18 protein-coding genes are annotated in these 23029 nt (G+C 72.5%); 6 read left to right on the top strand and 12 right to left on the bottom strand.

Going from position 1 to position 23029, the window contains the following annotated elements; all coding sequences use genetic code 11:
• Window positions 1-448 precede the first annotated feature (448 nt).
• Entirely contained in the window at window positions 449-1453 is a 1005-nt protein-coding gene (locus ACFXAZ_RS35885; protein WP_384600049.1) for a stage II sporulation protein M, read from the bottom strand.
• Between the two features lie 140 nt (window positions 1454-1593).
• On the opposite strand from ACFXAZ_RS35885, the gene ACFXAZ_RS35880 reads away from it, so the two are divergent.
• Window positions 1594-2529: an RDD family protein gene (locus tag ACFXAZ_RS35880; protein WP_384600046.1), complete on the top strand. Its 936-nt coding sequence runs from the start codon at window positions 1594-1596 to the stop codon at window positions 2527-2529.
• An 18-nt stretch (window positions 2530-2547) separates the two neighbouring features.
• On the opposite strand, the gene ACFXAZ_RS35875 is transcribed toward ACFXAZ_RS35880, so the two are convergent.
• From ACFXAZ_RS35875 to ACFXAZ_RS35840, 8 genes are all read right to left on the bottom strand, one after another.
• Window positions 2548-3186, bottom strand: a complete 639-nt coding sequence (locus tag ACFXAZ_RS35875; protein WP_384600043.1) for a hypothetical protein — start codon at window positions 3184-3186, stop codon at window positions 2548-2550.
• Between the two features lie 124 nt (window positions 3187-3310).
• Window positions 3311-4768 (bottom strand): adenosylhomocysteinase, encoded by a 1458-nt coding sequence (gene ahcY, locus ACFXAZ_RS35870; protein ID WP_384600040.1) that lies wholly within the window; start codon window positions 4766-4768, stop codon window positions 3311-3313.
• Between the two features lie 540 nt (window positions 4769-5308).
• Window positions 5309-6289: a cation diffusion facilitator family transporter gene (locus tag ACFXAZ_RS35865; RefSeq protein WP_384600038.1), complete on the bottom strand. Its 981-nt coding sequence runs from the start codon at window positions 6287-6289 to the stop codon at window positions 5309-5311.
• A 129-nt stretch (window positions 6290-6418) separates the two neighbouring features.
• On the bottom strand, window positions 6419-7570 hold the full coding sequence (manA, locus tag ACFXAZ_RS35860; RefSeq protein ID WP_384600035.1) for a mannose-6-phosphate isomerase, class I: 1152 nt from the start codon (window positions 7568-7570) through the stop codon (window positions 6419-6421).
• 68 nt (window positions 7571-7638) lie between these two features.
• Window positions 7639-8793 carry an SIS domain-containing protein gene (locus ACFXAZ_RS35855; protein ID WP_384600032.1) on the bottom strand — a complete coding sequence of 385 codons (1155 nt, stop codon included), beginning with the start codon at window positions 8791-8793 and terminating at the stop codon, window positions 7639-7641.
• 45 nt (window positions 8794-8838) lie between these two features.
• Window positions 8839-9009 carry a Trm112 family protein gene (locus ACFXAZ_RS35850; protein WP_382691853.1) on the bottom strand — a complete coding sequence of 57 codons (171 nt, stop codon included), beginning with the start codon at window positions 9007-9009 and terminating at the stop codon, window positions 8839-8841.
• A 325-nt stretch (window positions 9010-9334) separates the two neighbouring features.
• Window positions 9335-10699, bottom strand: coding sequence for a phosphomannomutase/phosphoglucomutase (locus tag ACFXAZ_RS35845; RefSeq protein WP_384600029.1), 1365 nt, complete (start codon window positions 10697-10699; stop codon window positions 9335-9337).
• A gap of 303 nt (window positions 10700-11002) precedes the next feature.
• Window positions 11003-11425 carry a DUF3499 domain-containing protein gene (locus ACFXAZ_RS35840; RefSeq protein WP_384600026.1) on the bottom strand — a complete coding sequence of 141 codons (423 nt, stop codon included), beginning with the start codon at window positions 11423-11425 and terminating at the stop codon, window positions 11003-11005.
• 377 nt (window positions 11426-11802) lie between these two features.
• Here ACFXAZ_RS35840 and ACFXAZ_RS35835 point away from each other — a divergent pair, with 377 nt between their 5' ends.
• Window positions 11803-12249 carry a metallopeptidase family protein gene (locus tag ACFXAZ_RS35835; protein ID WP_384600022.1) on the top strand — a complete coding sequence of 149 codons (447 nt, stop codon included), beginning with the start codon at window positions 11803-11805 and terminating at the stop codon, window positions 12247-12249.
• Between the two features lie 93 nt (window positions 12250-12342).
• Here the strand turns inward: ACFXAZ_RS35835 and ACFXAZ_RS35830 are convergent, their stop codons facing one another.
• From ACFXAZ_RS35830 to ACFXAZ_RS35820, 3 genes are all read right to left on the bottom strand, one after another.
• Window positions 12343-13827: a DUF5719 family protein gene (locus ACFXAZ_RS35830; protein ID WP_384600019.1), complete on the bottom strand. Its 1485-nt coding sequence runs from the start codon at window positions 13825-13827 to the stop codon at window positions 12343-12345.
• Window positions 13824-17495, bottom strand: a complete 3672-nt coding sequence (locus ACFXAZ_RS35825) for a glycosyltransferase family 2 protein (RefSeq protein WP_384600016.1) — start codon at window positions 17493-17495, stop codon at window positions 13824-13826. The genes ACFXAZ_RS35830 and ACFXAZ_RS35825 overlap by 4 nt, the downstream gene beginning before the upstream one ends.
• A gap of 205 nt (window positions 17496-17700) precedes the next feature.
• On the bottom strand, window positions 17701-17964 hold the full coding sequence (locus ACFXAZ_RS35820; protein WP_010986447.1) for a WhiB family transcriptional regulator: 264 nt from the start codon (window positions 17962-17964) through the stop codon (window positions 17701-17703).
• 842 nt (window positions 17965-18806) lie between these two features.
• Here ACFXAZ_RS35820 and ACFXAZ_RS35815 point away from each other — a divergent pair.
• The 4 genes from ACFXAZ_RS35815 to ACFXAZ_RS35800 all read left to right on the top strand — a co-directional run bounded on the left by ACFXAZ_RS35815 (window position 18807) and on the right by ACFXAZ_RS35800 (window position 23021).
• A complete protein-coding gene (locus ACFXAZ_RS35815) occupies window positions 18807-19298 on the top strand; it encodes a cysteine dioxygenase (protein ID WP_384600014.1) in 492 nt (163 codons plus the stop codon).
• A gap of 57 nt (window positions 19299-19355) precedes the next feature.
• A complete protein-coding gene (gene cofD, locus ACFXAZ_RS35810; protein ID WP_384600011.1) occupies window positions 19356-20315 on the top strand; it encodes a 2-phospho-L-lactate transferase in 960 nt (319 codons plus the stop codon).
• A 167-nt stretch (window positions 20316-20482) separates the two neighbouring features.
• A complete protein-coding gene (locus ACFXAZ_RS35805) occupies window positions 20483-21931 on the top strand; it encodes a coenzyme F420-0:L-glutamate ligase (protein ID WP_384600008.1) in 1449 nt (482 codons plus the stop codon).
• Window positions 21932-22004: 73 nt separating this feature from the next.
• The gene (locus ACFXAZ_RS35800) at window positions 22005-23021 is read left to right on the top strand and encodes a DNA-3-methyladenine glycosylase family protein (protein WP_384600005.1); all 1017 of its coding nucleotides are present in this window, start codon (window positions 22005-22007) and stop codon (window positions 23019-23021) included.
• The last annotated feature ends 8 nt before the right edge of the window (window positions 23022-23029 follow it).

Raw genomic sequence — 23029 nt, 5'->3', positions numbered from 1 at the left:
ACGCTGTTGAGTTCTCAAGGAACGGACGCTTCCTTTGTACTCACCCTCTCGGGCTTTCCTCCGGGCTTCCCTTCGGTGTCTCCGACTCTATCAGACCTTTTCTCGGTCCGATTTCCTCGGAGTTGCTTTCCAGGTTCTCGCTTTCGCGATTCCCTTTCCGGCGGTTCCGACTTTATCAGAGGTTTCCGGCCGGTCTGACCGGCCATCCATTTCCGATTCCATCGGGGGACGCCACATCGAAGTCGAATCTCGAAAGACGAGGAGACGACTTGAAGAGGCGAGTGGATTCTGATTGTCGCCGACCGGATAGCACCCAGTTCCAGGCAACTGTTCGAATCTACCTCCCCACCGGCTCTGTGTCAACAGCTCCTGCGGGGCGAAGAGGACACTAGCAGCTCAGCGGACCCGTCCGCACATCAGGCAGGTCTCCGCGGGGTGCGGGGCGGCTTCAGGCGGCTGTCGGGACGGTCGCGCTGCGTTCGACGGCGTCCACGTCGCCCGTGTTGCCGGCGCGGGCCGCACGGCCGCCGAGGACATAGACGTACGCGAGGAAGGCCAGCTCGGCGGTGATGCCGATGGTGATGCGGGCCCAGGTCGGGAGGCCGGACGGGGTCACGAAACCCTCGATGGCTCCGGAGATGAAGAGGACCAGCGCGAGGCCGATCGCCATGCCCACGGCGGCGCGGCCCTCCTCCGCCAGGGCGGTGCGCCGGGTGCGGGGGCCGGGGTCGATGACGGTCCAACCGAGGCGTAGGCCAGTGCCTGCGGCGACGAAGACCGCGGTGAGTTCCAGCAGGCCGTGCGGCAGGACCAGGCCGAGAAACGTGTCCAGGCGGCCCGCCGAGGACATCAGGCCGAAGCCGACGCCCAGGTTGAGCATGTTCGTGAAGAGGATCCAGAGGACGGGGAGGCCCAGGAAGACGCCCAGGACCAGGCAGAGGGCCGCCGCCTGGGCGTTGTTCGTCCAGACCTGGGCGGCGAAGGAGGCGGCGGGATTGCTGGAGTAGTACGTCTCGTACTCGCCGCCCGGGCGGGTCAGTTCGCGGAGTTCGTCGGGGGCGGCTATGGATGCCTGGACCTCGGGGTGGGTGCCGATCCACCAGCCGAGGAGAGCGGCGACCAGGGTGGAGAGCAGGGCGGTGGGGACCCACCAGTGGCGTGACCGGTAGACGGCGGCCGGGAAGCCGTACGTGAGGAAGTCGGTGACATCGCGCCATGAGGCGCGTCGGGTGCCGGTGACGGCGCTACGCGCGCGTGCCACGAGTTGGCTGAGGCGACCGGTCAGCTGGGGGTCAGGAGCGCTGGACTGGATCAGGGAGAGATGGGTGGCGGTGCGCTGGTAGAGGGCGACGAGTTCGTCGGCCTCGGCGCCGGTGAGGCGGCGGCGACGGAGCAGGGTGTCGAGGCGGTCCCATTCCGCTCGATGGGCGGTGACGAAGACGTCGAGGTCCATCGGTTTGCCTGCTCCTCGGCTGTTCTTCTGAGGATCCTGACGGATCCTGGTGGATGTCAGCTTGTCGTACTGCGGCGCTCCGCGTTCTCAGCTTGGCAGACTGATCGTGGTAGGTGCGGACCAGGGGAAGGACGACGGGTGTGAGTGAGCTGGTGACCGGGGAGGCGGTGGCGTTGGAGCTGCGCCCGGCGAAGCTGCCGAGCAGGGTGTTGGCCGTGCTGCTCGATCTCGTCGTGGCCTTCACCGCGTATCTCCTGGTGACCGTTGCGCTCACGATCGCCTCCGCCTCGCTGGACGAGGCCGCGCAGATGGCGCTGTCGATCGCGTCCTTCCTGCTGGTGCTGGTGGGCGCGCCGATCGCCGTGGAGACACTGACCCATGGGCGGTCGCTGGGGAAGATGGCCGTCGGGCTGCGGGTGGTGCGGGACGACGGTGGGCCGATCCGGTTCCGGCACGCGCTGGTGCGTGGGGGGATCGGGATGATCGAGATCCTGATGACGTTCGGTGTCATCGCGTGCATCGCCTCGCTGGTGTCCGCGCGCGGGCGGCGCCTCGGGGATGTGTTCGCGGGGACGCTGGTGGTGCGGGAGCGGGTGCCCGCCGCGCCGGCCGGGTTCGTGCCGCCGCCTCCGCCCTGGCTGGCGGGGCGGTTCGCCACGCTGGATCTGTCGGCGGTGCCGGACAGTCTGTGGCTCGCGATACGGCAGTACCTGACGCGGATGCGGCAGCTGGATCCGCAGGTCGGTCAGGGCATGGCCCTGCGCCTGGCCGCGGATGTGGCGGAGCGTACGGGGGCTCCGGCGCCGCAGGGTGTGCCGCCGGCCGCGTATCTGGCGGCGGTGCTTCAGGAGCGGCAGGTCCGGGAGATGCGGCGGGCCGTGGCGAGTGGGGCGGCTGCGGGAGGAACGCAGGCCGGAGGGCGGCCGGGGGTGCCGGTAGCAGGTATGCCGGTACCTGGGGCGCCGGTGCCTGGGGTGCCTGGGTACGCGCCTACGCCTGCACCTGCGTCGGTGCCCGGTCAGGGGGCCGCGTCGCCCGCCGAAGAGTCGTCCACCGGGTTCGCGCCCCCGGCGTAGGACGCCAGGGTCCGCCCGTCACTCGGGTCCCGTTTCCCCCTCGAACGTCGACGGCGGTGACTCCAGGTCCTCCAGCTCGATTCCGGGTGCCGCCAGCACCACGTCCCCGGCGATGTGCACGGTGTGCTGTTCGCCGGTGTCCAGGGCTGTGACCTGGTATTCGTCCACGCTCAGGGGGGCGTTGTCAGTGGCGTGTGCTTCTCTTTTCAGCAAGGCCCAGGACTGGTCCACGGTGCGGGGGGCGAGGACCGGGTGCGTGAAGTCGACCAGGCGGACACGGGTCGCGGCCGTGGAGGAGGAAGGGGTGAGGCGCAGGAGGCGGGCGGTGGCGATGAGGAACGCGGGGGACGTGCCGGTGAAGGCGTGGGCGCGCACATTGCCTTCCGTGGCATGGGTGCCGGTGGGGTCCGTACGGACCCAGGTGACGCCGTCGAGGGCGGCGCCGCGCACCTGCCAGCTCGCCGCGTGCAGTTCGAGGCGGAGGGGACGGCCGAGTGCGTCGAGGGTGAGGTCGACGGAGCCCAGATGGTCGCCCGAGGGGGCGGTCAGCTGGGAGACATAGCGCCAGCCGGAGGGGCCGGGGGCGCAGTGGAAGTGCTCTTGTGCGAAGGGGGTCTGATCGTGCGGATCGAGGAGCGAATAACGGCCGCGGGGCATGGGGGTCCTGGGGTATGAGAACGGGCCGACCGGGCCAACCGGATCGGCCGGGCCGGCCAACGGGACAGGCCCCCGACACGGGGGTGCGGGGGCCTGTCCTGGAGGTTGCTGCGGAGCGCCGGGCTCAGTAGCGGTAGTGGTCCGACTTGTACGGGCCCTCGACCTTCACACCGATGTAGTCGGCCTGCTCCGGGCGGAGCGTGGTGAGTCGTACGCCCAGGGCAGCCAGGTGGAGGCGGGCGACCTTCTCGTCGAGGTGCTTGGGCAGCGTGTAGACGCCGGTCGGGTACTCGTCGGGCTTGGTGAACAGCTCGATCTGGGCCAGGGTCTGGTCCGCGAAGGAGTTGGACATCACGAACGACGGGTGACCGGTGGCGTTGCCCAGGTTCAGCAAGCGGCCCTCGGACAGCACGATGAGGACCTTGCCCTCGGGGAACTTCCAGGTGTGGACCTGCGGCTTGACCTCGTCCTTGACGATGCCCGGGATCTTCGCGAGGCCGGCCATGTCGATCTCGTTGTCGAAGTGGCCGATGTTGCCGACGATCGCCTGGTGCTTCATCTTGGCCATGTCCGCGGCCATGATGATGTCCTTGTTGCCGGTCGTGGTGATGAAGATGTCGGCCGTCTCGACGACGTCTTCCAGGGTGGCGACCTGGTAGCCGTCCATCGCCGCCTGGAGCGCGCAGATCGGGTCGATCTCGGTGACGATCACGCGGGCGCCCTGTCCGCGCAGGGACTCCGCGCAGCCCTTGCCCACGTCGCCGTAGCCGCACACGACCGCGGTCTTGCCGCCGATCAGGACGTCGGTGGCGCGGTTGATGCCGTCGATCAGGGAGTGGCGGCAGCCGTACTTGTTGTCGAACTTCGACTTGGTGACGGCGTCGTTGACGTTGATCGCCGGAAACAGGAGGGTGCCGTCGCGGTGCATCTCGTACAGGCGGTGGACGCCGGTCGTGGTCTCCTCGGTGACACCGCGGATCTCGGAGGCGAGCTGGGTCCACTTCTGGGGGCTCTCGCCCACGGTGCGGGTCAGCAGCTCCAGGATGACGCGGTGCTCGTCGGACTCGGCGGTGTCGGGCGAGGGGACCTTGCCGTCCTTCTCGTACTCGACGCCGTTGTGGACGAGGAGGGTGGCGTCGCCGCCGTCGTCCAGGATCATGTTCGGGCCGCCGGTGGGGGTGTTCGGCCAGGTCAGGGCCTGCTCCGTGCACCACCAGTACTCTTCGAGGGTCTCGCCCTTCCAGGCGAAGACGGGGATGCCCCGGGGGTTGTCGGGGGTGCCGTCGGGGCCGACGGCGATCGCGGCGGCGGCGTGGTCCTGCGTGGAGAAGATGTTGCAGGAGGCCCAGCGGACCTGCGCGCCCAGGGCGGCGAGGGTCTCGATGAGGACCGCGGTCTGCACGGTCATGTGCAGGGAGCCGGTGACGCGGGCGCCTGCCAGCGGCTGCGCCTCCGCGTACTCCTTGCGGATCGCCATCAGGCCGGGCATCTCGTGCTCGGCGAGGGTGATCTCCTTGCGGCCGAAGTCGGCCAGGGAGAGGTCGGCGACCTTGAAGTCCTGTCGGTTGTCGACAGTCGTCATTGGGGGCTGCTCCTCGGGATCGGGTTCGAGGTGGGTACGGCTGGTCTGCGCGGCGGCGGACACAGAAGTGCCCGGGATGGACACAGGGCACAGGCGTGCCCGCGTGGCGCGCAGCGCAGTCCGTCGGAGGCCCTCTCTCCCTCGGCCGGTCCGCGAACGGACCGCCCGACCGCCATCAGCAGCGACGTCTGGCTCCGTCCCAAGCTACACCGGACGGCCCGGCCGTCCCCAGTCCGCCCGCGAAGAGTTCACCCCGATCCGGTGGGGACCCACGCCTCCCGGGCCGTGAAAAGGCAGCTCGATGCCGGAGGCAAGGAGGGCGGGTGTGATCCGGGGGATGGCCGGGATGTTGGCCGGAACCAGGTGGGTCGCGGCTGTCGAGGAGTTGGTCGCTACCGGGGCGGCGGGAGGGAAGGCGCAAGGAATAGAGGAGTAGGGGACGGCCGGGTTCGGGGGCGGGAGGTCATGATTCCGTAGGCCGTGGCCGATTCGGTGACGGTGCGCCGGTCGTCGGGTGTGAGGGACGGGGCGGCAGGGGCGTCAGTGGTCGGTGCCGTTGTGGGTCGGGCCGCCCGGGGTCGCCTCGGGGTCGGGGCCCTTGGTGGCCTCGGTCTCGCTGTAGACGTCGGGTTCGAGGTAGATGACACGGGCGATCGGGACGGCCTCGCGGATGCGGGCCTCGGCGGCGTCGATGGCGCCGGCGATCTCGGTGGCGGTGTCGTCGTGCTGGACGGCGATCTTGGCGGCGACCAGGAGTTCCTCGGGGCCGAGGTGGAGCGTGCGCATGTGGATGATGCCGGTGACGGTGTCGCCGTCGACGATCGCGGCCTCGATCTTCTTGACCTCGTTCAGGCCGGCGGCCTCGCCGAGCAGCAGGGACTTGGTCTCGGCGGCGAGGACGATGGCGATCAGGATGAGCAGGACACCGATGCAGAGGGTGCCGATGCCGTCCCAGATGCCGTCGCCGGTCAGCAGGGCGATGCCGACGCCGCCGAGGGCGAGGAACAGGCCGACGAGCGCGCCGAGGTCCTCCAGCAGCACGACCGGCAGTTCGGGCGCCTTGGCGTGGCGGACGAACTCCGTCCAGGACTGCTGGCCGCGCAGGGCGTTGGACTCCTTGATCGCCGTACGGAAGGAAAAGGTTTCGGCGATGATCGCGAAGACGAGGACGCCGACCGGCCAGTACCAGTTCTCGATCTCGTGCGGGTGCTGGATCTTCTCGTAGCCCTCGTAGATGGCGAACATGCCGCCGACGGAGAAGAGGACGATCGAGACGAGGAAGGCGTAGATGTAGCGCTCGCGGCCGTAGCCGAAGGGGTGTTGCGGGGTCGCGTCGCGCTGGGCGCGTTTGCCGCCGAGCAGCAGCAGACCCTGGTTGCCGGAGTCGGCGAGGGAGTGCACCGATTCGGCGAGCATCGAGGACGAGCCGCTGAAGAGGAACGCCACGAACTTCGCTACCGCGATCGAGAGGTTGGCGACCAGTGCCGCCACGATCGCCTTGGTGCCGCCTGACGCGCTCATGTGGTCCGCGTGGTCCCTTCGTACGTACGCCGTCGTCCCGGGCGGTGCCGGTGCGCCGCCGGGGCGCCATTGTTGCAGTCCGCTACGGCGTTGGGGCCCCGGTCGGCCACTTCCCTCACTCGGGGGTGCTCAGGCCACGACCGTCGCGCGGAACAACGTGCCCGAGCCGGACACTTCGGTCTTCTCGCCCGCCGGGACGAAGACGGAACCGCCGGGTGTCAGCTGCTCGTCGCCCGCGCGGACCGTGCCCGCGGTGCAGAGCAGGATCTGCGGGGTGGCGCGGGTGAGGTCGTGGGCGGCGCCGCCCTCGGCCAGGACGTAGCGGGAGAGGCGGAACTCGTCGATGGGGGTCGGGTAGACCTCCTCGCCGTCCGCGTCGGCCTCCGGGCGCAGTACGCCGGGGTCGGCCGGCTCGAAGCGGACGATGCGCAGGAGTTCGGGGACGTCGACGTGCTTGGGGGTGAGGCCGCAGCGCAGCACGTTGTCGGAGTTGGCCATGATCTCGACGCCGAGGCCGTTGAGATACGCGTGCGGGATGCCGGCGCCGAGGTAGAGGGCCTCGCCGGGCTGGAGGCGGACGTGGTGGAGCAGCATCGCGGCGAGTACGCCGGGGTCGCCGGGGTAGTGGTGGGCGATGTCGGCGTAGGGGGCGTAGTCGCCGCCTATGCGATTGCAGGCGGCGGCGGTCTCGGTGACCGTACGGGCCATGTCGTCGCGGTCGGCGGTCAGTACGGCGGTGAGGACCTCGCGCAGGGCCGCGTCCCCGGGGTGGGCGCGCAGGGTGTCGGCGTAGGGCTTGAGGGAGGCGACACCGAGGCCGTCGAGCAGGGCCGCGGCTTCCTCGGGGTCGCGGAAGCCGCACAGGCCGTCGAACTCGGTGAGCGCGCAGATGAGTTCGGGCTTGTGGTTGGCGTCCTTGTAGTTGCGGTGCGGGGCGTCGGAAGGGATGCCGCGGCGCTCCTCGTCGGCGTACCCCTCCTTGGCCTGCGCGAGGTCGGGGTGGACCTGGAGGGAGAGGGGGGCGCCGGCGGCGAGCAGCTTGAGGAGGAAGGGCAGCCGGGGGCCGAACTTCGCGACGGCGGGGGCGCCCAGTTCCCGCTCCGGGGCGGCGTCGATCACCTCGACCAGCGTGCCGCGCTCGGTGCGTGAGGGGGCGCCGGGGTGGGCGCCCATCCACATCTCCGCCTGCGGCTCACCGGTCGGCTCGATGCCGAGCAGGTGCGGGATGGCGGTGGTGGAACCCCAGGCGTAGGGGCGGATGGTGTTGTCGAGGCGGTCCATCGGTTCTCTCTGGGGTTCTGACTGGGGTTGTGGGTGGGGCTGTGGGTGGGTGGTGGGTGGTACGGGGGTCAGTGCTGTGCCGGTCCAGCTGATGCCCCCGAGGCGAGGGCCAGGTAAACGGCGGCGAAATCCGTCATGGCGATCAGTTCGGCGAGGGTCTCCAGTTCGCCACCGGGCTCGGGCTCCAGCTCGCTGATCGGCGTGTCGTGGCTGAGGGCCAGTTCACGGGCGGCCGGGGCGGCGGTGAGACCGCCGGTCGGGCGGTCCCTGAGGAGCACCACGCGCGCGTGCAGCGCGGGAGGCTCGTCCACGCGGTCGCGGAAGAAGTCGTCGGGGTCGGCGCCGGCGGCGAGCCGGCCGGCCAGCAGGGCGCTGTGCGCGGTGAGCGCCTCGGGGAGTTCGGCGACGAGGGCGGGGCGGCCGGAGAGTTCGGCGAGCGCGCCCGCGAAGCGGCGGCCGGCCGGGCCCGCGGAGGTGCCCTCGGTCCAGATCACCGGGAGCGAGTCGGCGAGTTCGGCGGCGAGGGTCTTGGCCGGGTTGCTGTAGGTGACGACGGCGGGGCCGCAGCGCTCGGCGATGTGGTCGAGCCGGCCGGCGACCCTCTCCAGGGCGTCGGGGGGTGCGGAGAGCAGGCCGATGCGGTCCAGGAGGGCGAGGAGCGGGGTGAGCAGGGCCCACAGGACGCCGGGGGCGGACGCGGCGAGTTCCTCGGGCTCGTCCTGTTCGTACGGGGCCGTCGCCATCGGGACGAACAGGCCGTGCACGGCGGCGACCGACTCGGCGAGGGGGGTGCGGGCGGGGGCCACGGCGACGACCGTGCAGCCTCGGCGGTAGGCCTGGTCGATGAGGAGGGCGAGGCCGGGTTCGGTGCCGTCGGGGGTGGCGATGAGGAGCAGGTCGAGATTGCCGCTCCAGCCGGGCAGCTCCCAGCGCAGGGCGCCGGCGACGGGGGCGACGCCGGTGGGGGTCAGGCGGATGACGGGGCTGCCGGGGCCGGCGAGGGTGCCGAGGAGGTCGGCGGCGCAGATCGCGGCGGCGCCGGGGCCGGCGATCAGGACGGCGCGGGGGCGGCCGTCGGGCTTGAGCAGGGTGACGCCCGCCTCGGCGGCGTACCGGGCCGCGGTGCGGACTCGGGCGCCGGCCTCGGCGGCGCCGCGCAGGAGGCCGCGGGGGTCGGATTGCGCGAGGGCCTCGGGGGTGTCTAGCAGCGACTCGTCGAGCATGCGGGCGGTCTCCGATCGCCGGGGTCCGATGGCCTTGGGGTGTGGTTACGCCGGGCGGCGGGCCTCGTCCACGAGGAGGACGGGGATGCCGTCGCGGACCGGGTAGGCGAGACCGCAGTCCTGGGACGTGCAGATCAGCTCGGGGTCCTGCTCCTTGAGGGGGGCGTGGCAGGCGGGGCAGGCGAGGATCTCCAGGAGGCCGGCTTCGAGGGGCATGTCGTTCCTTCGGGGTGAGGTTCGGCCGGTGGCACGTGATGCCTGGTCAGGGTACCGCCGTGGGGTGGGTGGGGGGTGGGGTTGGCTGCGGTCGGGTTGGCGGTGGGTGAGATGGGCCGGGGTTGAGGGTGTGCGGCGTGGGGCTGGGCTGGGGATGGGTTTCACTCACCCGCGCTTGCGGGTGCCGCTGCGCCCACCCGTGCCGCCCCAGCGGCACGACTGCCCGCAGCTATGGCGGATGAGGTGCCTCGCACCCCGCGCCCCGGCGGGCCGCCAGCCCGGCGGCCCGGCAACCCTCAAGCCTTTAGCCTCAAGCCCTCAGCCCTCAGCCTCTGATGATTGACAGGGCCTCGTCGCGGATCGTTGTCATGGTCGCCTCGTCCCTCGCTTCCGCGTTGAGGCGGAGGAGGGGTTCCGTGTTGGAGGGGCGGACGTTGAACCACCAGTCGGCGGTGGAGATGGTGAGGCCGTCCAGGTCGTCGACGGTGACGCCCTCGCGGCCCTCGTACGCGGAGCGGATCGCGGCGAGGCGGCCCTGCTGGTCGTCGACGGTGGAGTTGATCTCGCCGGACCCGGCATAGCGGTCGTACTGGGCGACCAGCGCGGACAGCGGGCCGTCCTGGCCGCCGAGCGCGGCGAGGACGTGGAGCGCGGCCAGCATGCCCGTGTCCGCGTTCCAGAAGTCCTTGAAGTAGTAGTGGGCGGAGTGCTCGCCGCCGAAGATCGCGCCGGACTTCGCCATCTCGGCCTTGATGAAGGAGTGGCCTACGCGCGTGCGCACGGGCGTGCCGCCGTTCTCCTTCACGACCTCGGGGACGGTCCAGGACGTGATCAGGTTGTGGATGACCGTGCCCTTGCCGCCGTGCCTGGCCAGCTCGCGCGCCGCGACCAGGGCGGTGACCGCGGACGGCGAGACCGGGTCGCCGTGCTCGTCGACGACGAAGCAGCGGTCGGCGTCGCCGTCGAAGGCGATGCCCAGGTCGGCGCCCTCGGCGCGCACCCGCTCCTGGAGGTCCACGATGTTCGCCGGGTCGAGGGGGTTGGCCTCGTGGTTGGGGAAGGTGCCGTCCAGCTCGAAGTACATCGGCACCAGGGTCAGGGGCAGGCCCTCGAAGACCGTCGGGACGGTGTGCCCGCCCATGCCGTTGCCCGCGTCGACGACGACCTTCAGGGGGCGGATGGCGGTCAGGTCGACCAGGGAGCGGAGGTAGGCCGCGTAGTCCTTCAGCGTGTCCCGCCGGGTGATCGTGCCCGCCGTGGGTGCCGGTTCGGGGGCGCCCGTCCCGGTCCAGCCCTCGACCAGCGCGCGGATCTCCGCGAGGCCGGTGTCCTGGCCGACGGGGGCGGCACCCGCGCGGCACATCTTGATGCCGTTGTACCGGGCGGGGTTGTGCGAGGCCGTGAACATCGCGCCCGGCAGGTCCAGCGCGCCCGAGGCGTAGTACAGCTGGTCCGTGGAGCACAGGCCGATCTCGGTGACGTCGACCCCGAGGGCCGCCGCGCCGCGCGCGAAGGCGCGTGACAGGCCGGGGGACGAAGGCCGCATGTCGTGCCCGATCACGATCGCTTCCGCGTCCGTCACCTGGGCGAAGGCGGCCCCGAACAGTTCGGCCAGCGTCTCGTCCCACTGGTCCGGGACCACTCCGCGTACGTCGTACGCCTTGACGATCTGCGACAGATCAGCAGTCACGGCCAACCCTCCTGAAGTCCTACTCGGTCACCCAAAGCTACCTGCCCCCACCGACAGCGTGCCTCGCGGACCCGGAGGCCGCCGAAAGTGATCGGCCGACCGGGGCTGCGCAGCGTGCCTTCGCCATCGCCATGAACTGCCCGATGGGCGCCGCCCGTCCGGACGGGTTCATGACATAAACGACAGGGATGAGCGCCCCGCACGGAGGTGCCGGTCAGGGTCGCGAGCGGCAACCTGCGTACGGTCGCGGGCCGTTCCCGTAGCGCCACGCGCGCGTGCGCGCCGACAGGCGGGAAGCCGGGGTCAGTTGTCCGGTGAGCGCAGTACCCGCAGGTGGCCGCGGCGGGCGACCTCCATCGGGTCGGCTCCGCGTGAACCGCCGCCCGTCCGCGCGGCGCGCTCCTGCGGACGGGCCGCCTCGCGCACGGCGTTGGCGAGGGCCTCCAGGTCGTCGCCGCTGGGGCGGGCCGGGGCCGAGCCGTCCAGCAGCCGGACGACCTCCCAGCCGCGCGGGGCGGTCAGGCGCTCGGAATGCTCGGCGCACAGGTCGTAGCAATGGGGTTCGGCGTAGGTCGCGAGCGGGCCGAGGACCGCGGTCGAGTCGGCGTAGACGTACGTCAGCGTCGCTACGGCGGGACGGCCGCAAGCGGTGCGCGAACAGCGACGTACAGGGCTCACGACGTTGGACGGTACCGCACTCTTGAGCGGGCCGCGACGACTCTCCACCAGGTCACTCCACCGTGTCGTGTTGCGAAACGTCCCCCGGGCCACCTCAGTCATACCCCGCTGACCTGCGTGGACATGCGCGGGGGTGGAAGGCGGTGCGATCGGGTGTGGTCAGGGCCCGGTACAAACACCGTCATTTGCCTCGTGATCGGCGGTCCGGGAGAGATACGGAATCGAGCCCAACCTTGGCCGGAATGGTCATCCGGCGACATGCGGTACGGGTCGGTCACGCCGGTTGACCCGGTGGCCGGGCGGGCGGGGGCGGGGTGCGCGGGGGCCGGGGCGCAGGTCGGGGGCGGATACGGGGTGGAACCGGGGGGTCGGGGCCGCGCGGGGGTCCGGCGGGCGGGGTGCGCGGGGACTACCCTTCACCAGTGATGGACAACCCCGTACCGCCCTCTGCCGCCGGCCCCGGGCCCCGCCGTCGTGATCGCCATGGGCGGGGCATGCGCGGGCCGATCGCGCCGCCGCAGGTGCCGCTGGCGGCGAGCCGCGCCGACACCTTCGCGGGTCTGGTGCAGGACTCCGTCGAGCGGCTGGAGCGGCGCTGGCCGCAGCTCGCCGACATCGACTTCCTGGTGCTCGAAGTGCCACGGCTGGACGACGACGGGCGCTGGAACGACGAGGCCGTGCCCCTGGGGCGGACCGTGCCGGCCCGGGACGGGCAACTCGCGCGCGTGGTGATCTACCGGCGGCCGGTGGAGATCCGTACCAAGGCGCGTGAGGAGCGGGCGGCGCTGGTCCACGAGGTGGTGGTGGAGCAGGTCGCCGAGCTGCTGGGCCTCACGCCGGAGACGGTCGATCCCCGGTACGGGGAGGACTGAGGGCTGGTGGTGCCGGGCGGCGGGGCCGGCCTCCTCGGCGCCCTCGAAGGCGGCCCCCTGCTCCAGCGGCTGTTCCGGTACCCGCTCCCGCGGCTACTCCTGTAGCACCGACAAGTTCTGCTCCGCCGTCGGCACCGCGACCCTGCCCCGGTCGTCCGGCAGGACCTGTGTCGTGAACGCCGGGACGTCGTCCTGGGCCGCTTCCAGGGTTCTGGAGGCGTAGAGGGGGCCGCCGGACGTGGGCTCGACGGTCAGCGCGTAGGTGCCCTTCAGTCCCTCGGGGACGGGGAGTTCGACGCTCTGGGTCGTGCCGGACTTGATCGTGTACGTCTTCGACACCGACTCGCCCCCCTCCGTGCCCGCCGACGCCGTGACCTTGACCTTGGTGGTGGTCGTGGGGGCGGTCAGGGCGAGGGTCGTGCCCTTCTCGGTGTTGCCGACGGCCGTCGCCCGGGTGTCCACCGCGCGGGCCGCCGGGATGAACGACGTCTCCTGGTCGTCGCCCTCGCCGCGGATGACCCGCAGGGCCGCGACGACCGGTACGGAGCCGCCGCTCGGGGTGAGGACCAGGGAGCCGGGCTCGCCCTTGGTGACGTCGGCGAGGTCGACCGCGGTGGTCATACCCGCCTTGACGTGCAGCGTCTCATGGCCGACCGGGGTGATCAGGCCGGATGGACCGGCCAGGCGAAGGGTGAGGTCGGCGTCGGTGTCACCGGGCGAGTAGGCGATCAGGCGGACGTCGGTGGCGTCCTGGGGGATGCCCGGCAGGACCAGGGTGTCCGCCGGATCGGCGGACGCCGTCAGCCAGTCGCCGCCCAGCTTGTCGTCCAGCGCCTGCACGGCCGCGCCGACCCGTCCGCTGCGGACGTTGACGCGCACGGTGAGGTCGCTCTCCTCGGCGTCGGTGAGCGTGGACAGCAGGATCGGCTCACTGGCGTGCGGCTTGACGGTGATGTCGGAGCCGACCTCGGACTCCAGCGCGCCGTCCTTGCCGTACAGCTCGATGTCCACGACGGCCGCGGAGTCCTCGGCGTTGGTCAGATGGATGTAGTCGGTGCGGTCGGTGGCGGTGCTGGCGCCGGGGAACCAGAAGTCGGTGTCCGGCGCGACGCAGCTGAGGCCCTGGAGGCCGCGGCCGGTGCCCGCGGTGACCTCGGTGGTCTGCTGCACGGTCCAGCCGGGCGCGAAGCGGCCCTCGGCGATGCCTGTCAGCGCGGGCGCGTCGGCGCCCGACTCGTCGGCGGTGACGGGTGTGCCGGGCTCCTTCTGGGGGAGCGCGGACTTCACGGCCTCCCCCGCCTTCTCCCCTTCCTCCGGTGTACCGGTGGCGGGCAGCAGGTCGGCCCGGCCGCCGTCGTCGGTGCCCTCGGTGACCGGGGTGAAGGCGGAGTACGTCGTCTCGGCCAGGTCGGAGGTGCTGGGCGCCGGGCAGACCAGGCTGGTGCGCTCGACGGGCAGGGTGGCCGCCGCCCCGGCCGGTTCCGCGCCGGAGGCGTCCGGTACGGAGACCGAGGCGAAGCCGGTGAGCGCGGCGAGCGCGGCCACCCCGGCGATCAGGGACACGGTGGTGCGCTTCACTGCTGGCTCCCGTCGGTGCCGCGGCCGTGCGGGTCGTGCTGCCGCGCGGGGTCGTACGAGGGGTCGTAGCCCTGGGGGTAGGCGGTCGGGTCGTACGGCTGCTGGGGCTGGCCGCCGTATCCGTACGGGTCGTACTGGCCGCCCTGGTAGGGGTCCTGCGCCGGGTGGTCCTGGCCGTAGCCGCCCGCCGGGTACTGCTGCGGGGGCCCGCCCTGGTACTGGTCGCCGCCGTAGCCGCCGTACGCGGCGCCCTGGTGGCCGGACTGGGCCCACTGGGCGTCGTACGCCTGCTGCTGCGCGGCGGCGACCGGCTCCGGGGCCGGGAACTGCTCCGCGGCGGGTATGGGCGGCTCGGCGGGGGCGTGCTCCTCGGCGCGGTCGCGCAGGCGGCGGGCGCGGCGGCCCTCGCCCTCGACGGCCTGTGCGGGGATCGCGGGCTCCTCGGCGTCGGGAAGGTCGTCGTCGATGTCGCGGCGGCGGCCGGGCAGGGCGAGGACGACCAGGACGAGGGCGAGCGCGCCCTGGGCCCACAGCCAGGCGGTGTGGGTCAGGGGGGCGTCGTAGGTGACGTCCAGGCGGCCCCCGGTGGCGGGGAGTTCGAAGCCCTGGGCCCAGCCGTCGACGGTGGTGCGGGTGAGCGGCTCGCCGTCCAGGGTCGCGGTCCAGCCCTCGGCGGCGGTGTCGGCGAGGCGCAGGACGCGGCCGTCGGCGCCCTCGGGGACGTCGGTGTGGATCTCGACGGGGCCGGAGGCCACGGCCAGGGTCTCGCCGCCGTCGGCGGGGACGATCGCCGCGCGGGAGACCTGCTGGTCGACCTGCCACAGGGCACTGCCGTCGTCCTGCTGGCTGAGGCGGCTGAGGCCCGGGGTGGCGTCCAGGACGCGGCTGACCTCGCGCGGGGCGCCGGGGTGGACCAGGACGTAGCGGACGGCGAAGCCGCCGAGCTGCTCGGCCTGGTCGGCGCCGGAACCGGCGACGAGGTTGGCGACGACCTTGTCCAGTCGCGCGTTGTCCCCGTCGGCGGCGGCGAGTTCGGCGTCGCCCAGGCGGGCGCCGGAGCCGCGGACCAGGGAGTAGCTCACGTGTGCGGTGGTGTCGCTGCCCAGGACGAGGGTGCGGGCCTGGTCGGTGCTGCCGCTCTCCTCGGCGACGAACGCGGGCACCTGGACGGGGTCGCGGCGCTCCAGGGGGCCGTCGGCCCCGCGGATCATCCATCCGGCGGCGAGCAGCAGCGGGCCCGCGGCGGAGGCGAAGGCGATCAGCACGGCGACGGGCTGGCGCCAGCCGAAGCTCTGTTCGGCGACGCGCGAGCGGGCGCCGTCGGCGCCGAGCAGGGCGGCGGCGAGCAGGGCGAGGCCGTAGACGAGGGTGGCGGGGCCGGCCCACGCGGAGGCGTTGGACAGGGCCGCGAAGAACAGGCCGACCAGGGCGACGGCCCAGGCGGCGAGGATGCCGGAGCGGCGCTCGGAGCGCAGCAGGGCGGCGAGGGCGGCCAGCACGATGCCGATGAGCATCGGCCCGCCGACCGTCCCGGAGCCGCCCGGTCCGGCGGCGAGCAGGTCGAGCGCGGTCGCGGCGGAGCTGCCGTACTCAAGGCCGGCTTCGGTGAAGAAGCCGTACGGCAGCAGGGACAGCGACCAGGGGGCGAGGACCAGGAGCGGGGTGCCGAGCTGGGCGAGGAAGCGGGGCGCGTAGGCGGTGAGTTCGCTGCGGCGCACGGCGAGCAGGGCGACGCCCAGGACCAGCGCGAGGGGCCACACGATCGGCGTGAACGCCATGGTGAGGGTCAGCAGCAGCGCGTACGCCCAGGTGGCGCGCCAGCTGCCGCGTCCGCCCGCGAGGCCGGCGGCGGAGACGGCCGCGCGGGCGAGCAGCGGGAGCAGGACGGCGAGCACGGCGGTGCCGATCCGGCCGCCGGCGAGGGCGCCGGTGGTGGCGGGCAGGAAGGCGTAGACGACGGCCGCCCAGGCGCGCAGGAGGCGGGACTGGACCAGCGGGCGGGAGGCGAAGTAGGCGGTGACGCCGGCCAGGGGCACCGAGCAGACCAGCAGCACGGTGACGGCGAGCGAGGTGGAGCCGAGCAGGAGGGTGGCGAGCGCGGCGACGAGCGCGAGGTAGGGCGGGGCGGCGGGGGTGCCGCCCGCGCCGACCGGGTGCCAGGCGTCGAGATAGCGCGCCCACAGCTCGCCGGAGTCGGCGGGGGCGGGGAGCAGGGCGCCGCCGACGAGCGAGCCGCCGCCCAGGAGCTGCCGGCAGGCGATCAGCGAGGCGAGCAGCAGCACCAGGAAGAGCATGGGGCCGGGGTTGCGGGCGAGCCGCTTGAGCCGGGCGAACTGCTCGATCTCCAGGAAGTCGGCGTCGTCGTCGCCGGGGCCCGACTCGACCGCGCCGCCGTGCCGTCCGGCGCCGCCGGTGGTCTCGGTCTCGGTGTCGCCGGAGAGGCTGCTCGCGGCCTGCTCGACGGTGGCGCGGAGGGTGGCGCCGGGGGGCGGGAAGAGGCTGCGCAGCTCGGTCTTGTCGATCTGGGGGCGTCCGCGGGTGCGCCGTCCGGCGATGATCCGCTCGGGGCGCAGCAGGGTGCCCAGCAGGCCGCGGATCTCGTCGACGGCCTGTCCGGGGACCTTGCCGACGAGGTAGGCGAGGGTGCGCAGGAGCGTGCCGAGGACCAGGCGCAGCAGGATCCAGGGCAGCGCCGCCGTGCGGGAGTTGACGAGCAGGGTGTAGACGGCGCCGGCCTTGTCGACCTTGTGCGGGGAGGCGGCGGTGCGGCCCCCGCAGTCGACGGCGCGGCGCTCGCGGGAGGCGGCCTCGGCGTGTCGTACGACCGCCTCGGGGGCGATCAGGACGCGGTGGCCCGCGCTGTGGGCGCGCCAGCACAGGTCGACGTCGTCGCGCATCAGGGGCAGGCGGCGGTCGAAGCCGCCGAGCCGTTCGTAGACATCGCGGCGGATGAGCATGCCGGCGGTGGACACCGACAGGACCGTACGCACGTGGTCGTGCTGGCCCTGGTCCTGTTCGCGGCGGTCCAGGCCGGTCCAGCGGCGGCCGGAGTGGGCGATGGTGACGCCGACTTCGAGGAGCTGGCGGCGGTCGTACCAGCCGCGCAGTTTGGGGCCCACGACGGCCACGTCGTCGCGGCCCAGCTCCATCTCGTCGTCCACGACGCGCAGGAGCTGGGCGAGGGCGTCGGGTTCGGGGGCGCAGTCGTCGTGCAGCAGCCACAGCCATTGGACGGGTTCGCCGTGCGGCAGCTCGGGCAGGTCGTAGGCGTCGTCGCGCCAGGAGCGGGTGACCGGGTCCCAGCCGCTGGGCCGCTTCAGGTAGGGCAGTTCCTCGGGGGTGAGGACGGGGGCGGTGCGGTGGGCCTCCTCGACGGCCTGGCCGAAGCCGGTGCGGCGGGCGAGGTGGAGCACCCGGTCGGGGCCGAGGGTCTCGGTGACAAGCCGCGCGGAGTCGTCGGCGCTGCCGGTGTCGGCGGCCATGACGGACTGCACGGGGCGCTCCTGGCCGAGCAGCCCGGCGAGCGCGTCGGGCAGCCAGCGGGCGCCGTCGTGCGAGACGAGCACCGCGGTCACGATGTGGCGCGGGAACTCGGGCTGACGGGCCGGGTCAAACACTGCGGTGGCGGCCGGGTCGTGCTGGGCCGGCGGGTGGCTGTGCGCGGACATCGAGGTACGGGCCCCGGTTCGGTGGACTGCGGTGGACACCCGCGCCCGGTGGGGGCGCTGGGGTGTCTCGGACGAGCGCCCACACTATCGGCTGACCATGACCACGGCCCGCCGCCTGTGGATAACCCACCCGCGACGGGCCGTTCGTATCGTGTTCGATGAGTTGGGGGTCCGTCGGGACGGCCGGCCGGCGCGCTTCCCGGCGTCAGATCGCCGCCTTTTTCAGGCGGCGGCGCTCGCGCTCGGACAGGCCGCCCCAGATGCCGAAGCGTTCGTCATTGGCGAGGGCGTATTCGAGGCATTCGGAGCGGACCTCACAGGCGAGGCAGACCTTCTTGGCCTCACGGGTGGAGCCGCCCTTCTCGGGGAAGAAGGACTCGGGATCGGTCTGGGCGCACAGCGCGCGCTCCTGCCAGCCGAGTTCCTCGTCCGCGTCGTCGACCAGCAGTTGCTGCACCAGCTCGGTCATGTGCGCCCCTCGTCTGTCTTTCGCGTCCCCGTGATGCGGCCGTCACCGATTTCCGGGTGAACGACACGAGTGAAATTACAAGTGTGCTGCTCCGGGCGAGTCAAGCCGAGATCTGCTATTGGGTCCCTTATTCACTCTGCGGAACCAAGGCCGTGCGGAAAGTGTTCAAATCGGCATAAACCTCGACACGCAGAGGAGACCCCCGAGGGCCCCGACCCACACAGGACCTCCACACAGATCCCCACGGCCTTCCATCCGACATCGACGGACGGCTGCACGGACGCCCGCGCGGACACCTGGACGACCGCGCGGACACCACTACGGAGACCTGCGGAACGCCTATGGACACCTGTACGGAGAAGGACGCCCCTCGGTTCGATCTCGTTCCGGCACGCGCGCGGAAGCGAACCTGATCACATTCGGATCACGGGATCACGGATCGCCACCCGGCAGACGCACCCGGATGATGCGCCATGTGTCCCGGTCACCGCATGAACAAACCTTTCGGCAGCCAGATGAACCGGATGAGGTGAAACCCGTCCCGCATCCCGGGCGCCGAGTTGACAGTGGAGGTGTGAACCGCTGTCCTTGTGGGCATGCTCGCGAACTTGGCGCCCACCTCGACCCGCTCCGCCGGGTCCCCCGGTGCTGCCCTCGCTCGTCGCAGCTGTTGTTGCTGTTCCGGCTGTTGAGCCCAACGCGCTCCGGCTGTTCCTGAGTCGACCTCGACTCGGCTGCTTGTTCCCCCCGCCCGCACCCGGGCACTCCTTGCGCCCGTGATCCGGGCGGACGGTCCGTGACATCCAGCCCCCCACACCCACGCCGAGGAACCACCCCACCCCATGAACAGCGACAGCGACCTCCAGATCGCCGGTGACATCCTTGAGGTCCCGCATCTGCTCCAGGCGCCCCGCGAGCACCCGGCGACCGTGGCCGAGTTCGCGGGTCTCGCGCGCGCGATCGCGGCCGACCGCGCCGAGTGGGAGCACCTGGTGCGCTACGACGCCACCAGCCGCTGGTACCACCGGCTGCGCACCGGGCCCGGTTACGAGGTGTGGCTGCTGTCCTGGGTGCCGGGGCAGGGCAGCGGGCCGCACGACCACGGGCCGTCGTCCGGGGTGCTGACGGTTCTGTCGGGCTCGTTGACCGAACACACGCGCGGTACCACCAGGGCGCTGGACGCCGGGGCACAGCGGGTGTTCGCGCCGGGCTACGCGCACGAGGTGCTCAACGACACCCTCGACCCCGCGGTGAGCCTGCACATCTACTACCCCGGCCTGACCGAGATGCCGATGCACGGCCGCTGCTGCACGGGGCTGGCCCGGATCTCCTGACCGCCGTCCGGTGACCGCCCCGGCCGATTGTCAGTGCCGCCTGCAACACTTTCCTCCATGCGCATTGTGGTTCTGGCAGGCGGTATCGGCGGTGCCCGGTTCCTGCGTGGCCTGAAGCGGGCCGCGCCGGACGCGGACATCACGGTCATCGGCAACACCGGCGACGACATCCATCTCTTCGGACTGAAGGTCTGCCCGGACCTCGACACGGTGATGTACACGCTCGGCGGCGGCATCAACGAGGAGCAGGGCTGGGGGCGGGCCGAGGAGACCTTCCACCTCAAGGAGGAGCTGGGGGCGTACGGGGCGGGGCCGGAGTGGTTCGGGCTGGGCGACCGCGATTTCGCCACGCACATCGTGCGGACCCAGATGCTGGGCGCGGGCTATCCGCTCAGCGCGGTCACCGAGGCGCTGTGCGACCGCTGGCAGCCGGGGGTGCGGCTGATCCCGATGTCCGACGACCGGGTCGAGACCCATGTCGCCGTCGAGCTGGACGGCGAGCGCCGGGCGATCCACTTCCAGGAGTACTGGGTGCGGCTGCGGGCGTCCGTCCCGGCCGAGGCGATCGTCCCGGTCGGCGCCGAGCAGGCCAAGCCGGCGCCGGGGGTCCTGGAGGCCATCGGCGCGGCCGACGTCATTGTCTTCCCGCCGTCCAATCCGGTCGTCTCCATCGGCACCATCCTGGCCGTGCCCGGCATCCGTGAGGCGATCGCCGAGGCCGGGGTGCCGGTGATCGGGCTGTCCCCGATCGTCGGGGACGCGCCCGTGCGCGGCATGGCCGACAAGGTGCTGGCCGCGGTGGGCGTGGAGTCCACGGCGGCGGCCGTCGCCGAGCACTACGGCCCGGGGCTGCTGGACGGCTGGCTGGTGGACACCGTGGACGCCGGGTCGGTGGAGCGGGTGGAGGCTGCGGGCATCCGATGCCGGGCCGTGCCGCTGATGATGACCGACGTGACGGCCGCCGCGCGGATGGCGGGCGAGGCGCTGGGGCTGGCGGAGGAGGTGCGGGGGGTATGAGCGGGGGCTCGGATGTGACGGCTGGGGGGTCGGGTTCGGGGGTGGATCCGGGCGTGGATCCGGGCGTGGGATCTGGTTTGGGGTCCGGGTCCGGTTCGGGGGCTGGGCCCGGTTCGGGGTCAGGGTCGGGGTCGGCTTGGGGTTCCGGATCTGGTTCGGGATCGGGAGTGGGCTCCGGATCGGTACCGGATTCCGGATCAGGTTCGGGATCGGGTTCCCGACCGGGGCCGGATTCGGGATCGGGGCCGGATTCGGGATCGGGGCCGGGGCCGGATTCGGGGCCGGACGCGGGATCGGGTTCGGGACCGAGGCCGGGGCCGGGTGGTGGGTTTCGGGTCTGGGCTGTGGGTGGGGTGCCCGAGGTGCAGCCGGGGGACGATCTGGCGAAGCTGATCGCCGCCGCCTCGCCCGGTCTGGTCGACGGGGACGTGCTGCTGGTCACCTCGAAGATCGTGTCCAAGGCGGAGGGCCGGATCATGGAGGCGGCCGACCGGGAGGCCGCGATCGACGCCGAGACCGTGCGGGTGGTGGCCCGGCGCGGTCCGCTCAGGATCGTCGAGAACCGGCAGGGCCTGGTGATGGCCGCCGCCGGCGTGGACGCCTCCAACACACCCTCCGGGACGGTGCTGCTGCTGCCCGAGGACCCGGACGCCTCCGCGCGGGCGATCCGCGACGGACTGCGGGACGCGCTGGGGGTCACGGTCGGGGTCATCGTCACGGACACCTTCGGCCGGCCGTGGCGCACGGGGCTCACGGACGTCGCGATCGGCGCCGCCGGGGTGCGGGTGCTGGACGATCTGCGCGGCGGGACGGACTCGTACGGCAATCCGCTCGCCTCGACCGTCGTGTCCACCGCCGATGAACTCGCGGCGGCCGGTGATCTGGTCAAGGGCAAGGCCGCCGGGCTGCCGGTGGCGGTCGTGCGCGGGCTCGCCCATGTCGTCGCCGAGGACGACGGCGAGGGGGCACGCGCGCTGGTGCGTGAGCCGCGGGACGACATGTTCCGGCTGGGCACCTCGGAGGCGGTACGAGAAGCGGTGACCCAGCGGCGTACGATCCGCGCCTTCAGCGACGAGCCGGTGGATCCGGGGGCGGTACGGCGGGCGGTGGCCGCGGCGGTCACGGCGCCCGCGCCGCATCACACCACGCCGTGGCGGTTCGTGCTGCTGGAGTCCGCCGGGGCCAGGGTCGCGCTGCTGGACGCCATGCGCGAGGCGTGGATCGCGGATCTGCGGCGGGACGGCAGGAGCGAGGAGTCCATCGCCCGGCGGGTGCGGCGCGGGGACGTGCTGCGCAACGCGCCCTATCTGGTCGTGCCGTGTCTGGTCATGGACGGCTCGCACACCTACGGGGACGCGCGGCGGGACGCGGCCGAGCGGGAGATGTTCGTCGTCGCCACCGGGGCCGGCGTGCAGAATCTGCTGGTCGCGCTGGCCGGGGAGCGGTTGGGGTCGGCGTGGGTGTCCTCGACGATGTTCTGCCGGGATGTGGTGCGGCGGGTGCTGGAGCTGCCGGAGCACTGGGACCCGATGGGGGCGGTCGCGGTGGGGCATCCGGCGGAGGCTCCGAAGGCTCGGGCCGTGCGGGATGCCGGGGGGTTCATCGAGGTGCGGTGAGTGAGGTGTGCCGGGGGGGCGGGGGTGATGTTGGCGCGTTTCAATGGACTGAGCGTTTCGAGGGAATTTAGTCGTGGCTGGACGTTTCGCTCCTCGGCCCGCGCGTGCGGTGGTGCGCGGCGGGGATGCCGGCGTGCCCGGTGGGGTGGCGCGAGGCGCTCGGGCGGGGCGGGTGCGGACGTGGGTTCCCGGGGGGCCGGTGGATCTGGGGCTGGTGCTCGGGCCGTTGCGGCGGGGGCCCGGGGATCCGACGTTCCGGGCGTTGCCGGACGGGTCCGTGTGGCGGGCCAGCCGGACGCCTTGCGGGGCCGGGACTTTGCGGGTGTCCCTCCGGGACGGGCTCGTGCGGGGGGAGGCGTGGGGGCCGGGGGGTGAGTGGCTGTTGGAGCAGTTGCCCGAGCTGATGGGGGGCGCGGACGATCCCTCGGCATTCGTGCCTCGGCATCGGGTGGTGGCCATGGCGCGGCATCGGCGGCCGGGGTTGCGGCTGACGCGGACCGGGCTGGTGATGGAGTCGTTGATTCCGTCGATTCTGGAGCAGAAGGTCACCACGGTTGAGGCGTATCGGGCGTGGCGGTTGCTGGTGCGGAGGTTCGGGGAGCCTGCGCCGGGGGCCGGGCCCGCCGCCGGGGTGGTGCCGGGTGGGCTCTGGGTGATGCCGGACGCGCGGACGTGGGCGTTGATTCCGTCGTGGGAGTGGCATCGGGCCGGGGTGGACGACAAGCGGGCGTCGACGATTCTGCGGGCCGTGCGGGTCGCTGCGCGGCTTGAACAGGGGGCGGGAATGTCCGCGGGGCAGGCTCGGGGGCGGCTTGAGGTGGTGCCGGGGGTGGGGGCGTGGACCTCGGCGGAGACGGTGCAGCGTAGTCATGGGGCGGCGGATGCGGTGACCGTGGGGGATCTGCATCTGCCGGGGATCGTGGGGTTTGCCCTCGCGGGGGATCGGTACGCGGATGACGCGGAGATGTTGCGGTTGCTGGAGCCTTACGCGGGGCAGCGGCATCGGGCTGCGCGGTTGATTTTGTTGAGTGGGAGGGTGCCGGGGCGGCGGGGTCCTCGGATGCCGGTGGGGGATATCGGGGGGTTGTGAGGGTGCGG

Origin of the sequence: Streptomyces sp. NPDC059477, assembly GCF_042749375.1 — a bacterium.
Lineage (GTDB): Bacteria > Actinomycetota > Actinomycetes > Streptomycetales > Streptomycetaceae > Streptomyces.
This window is presented reverse-complemented; position numbering and strand designations above follow the sequence as displayed.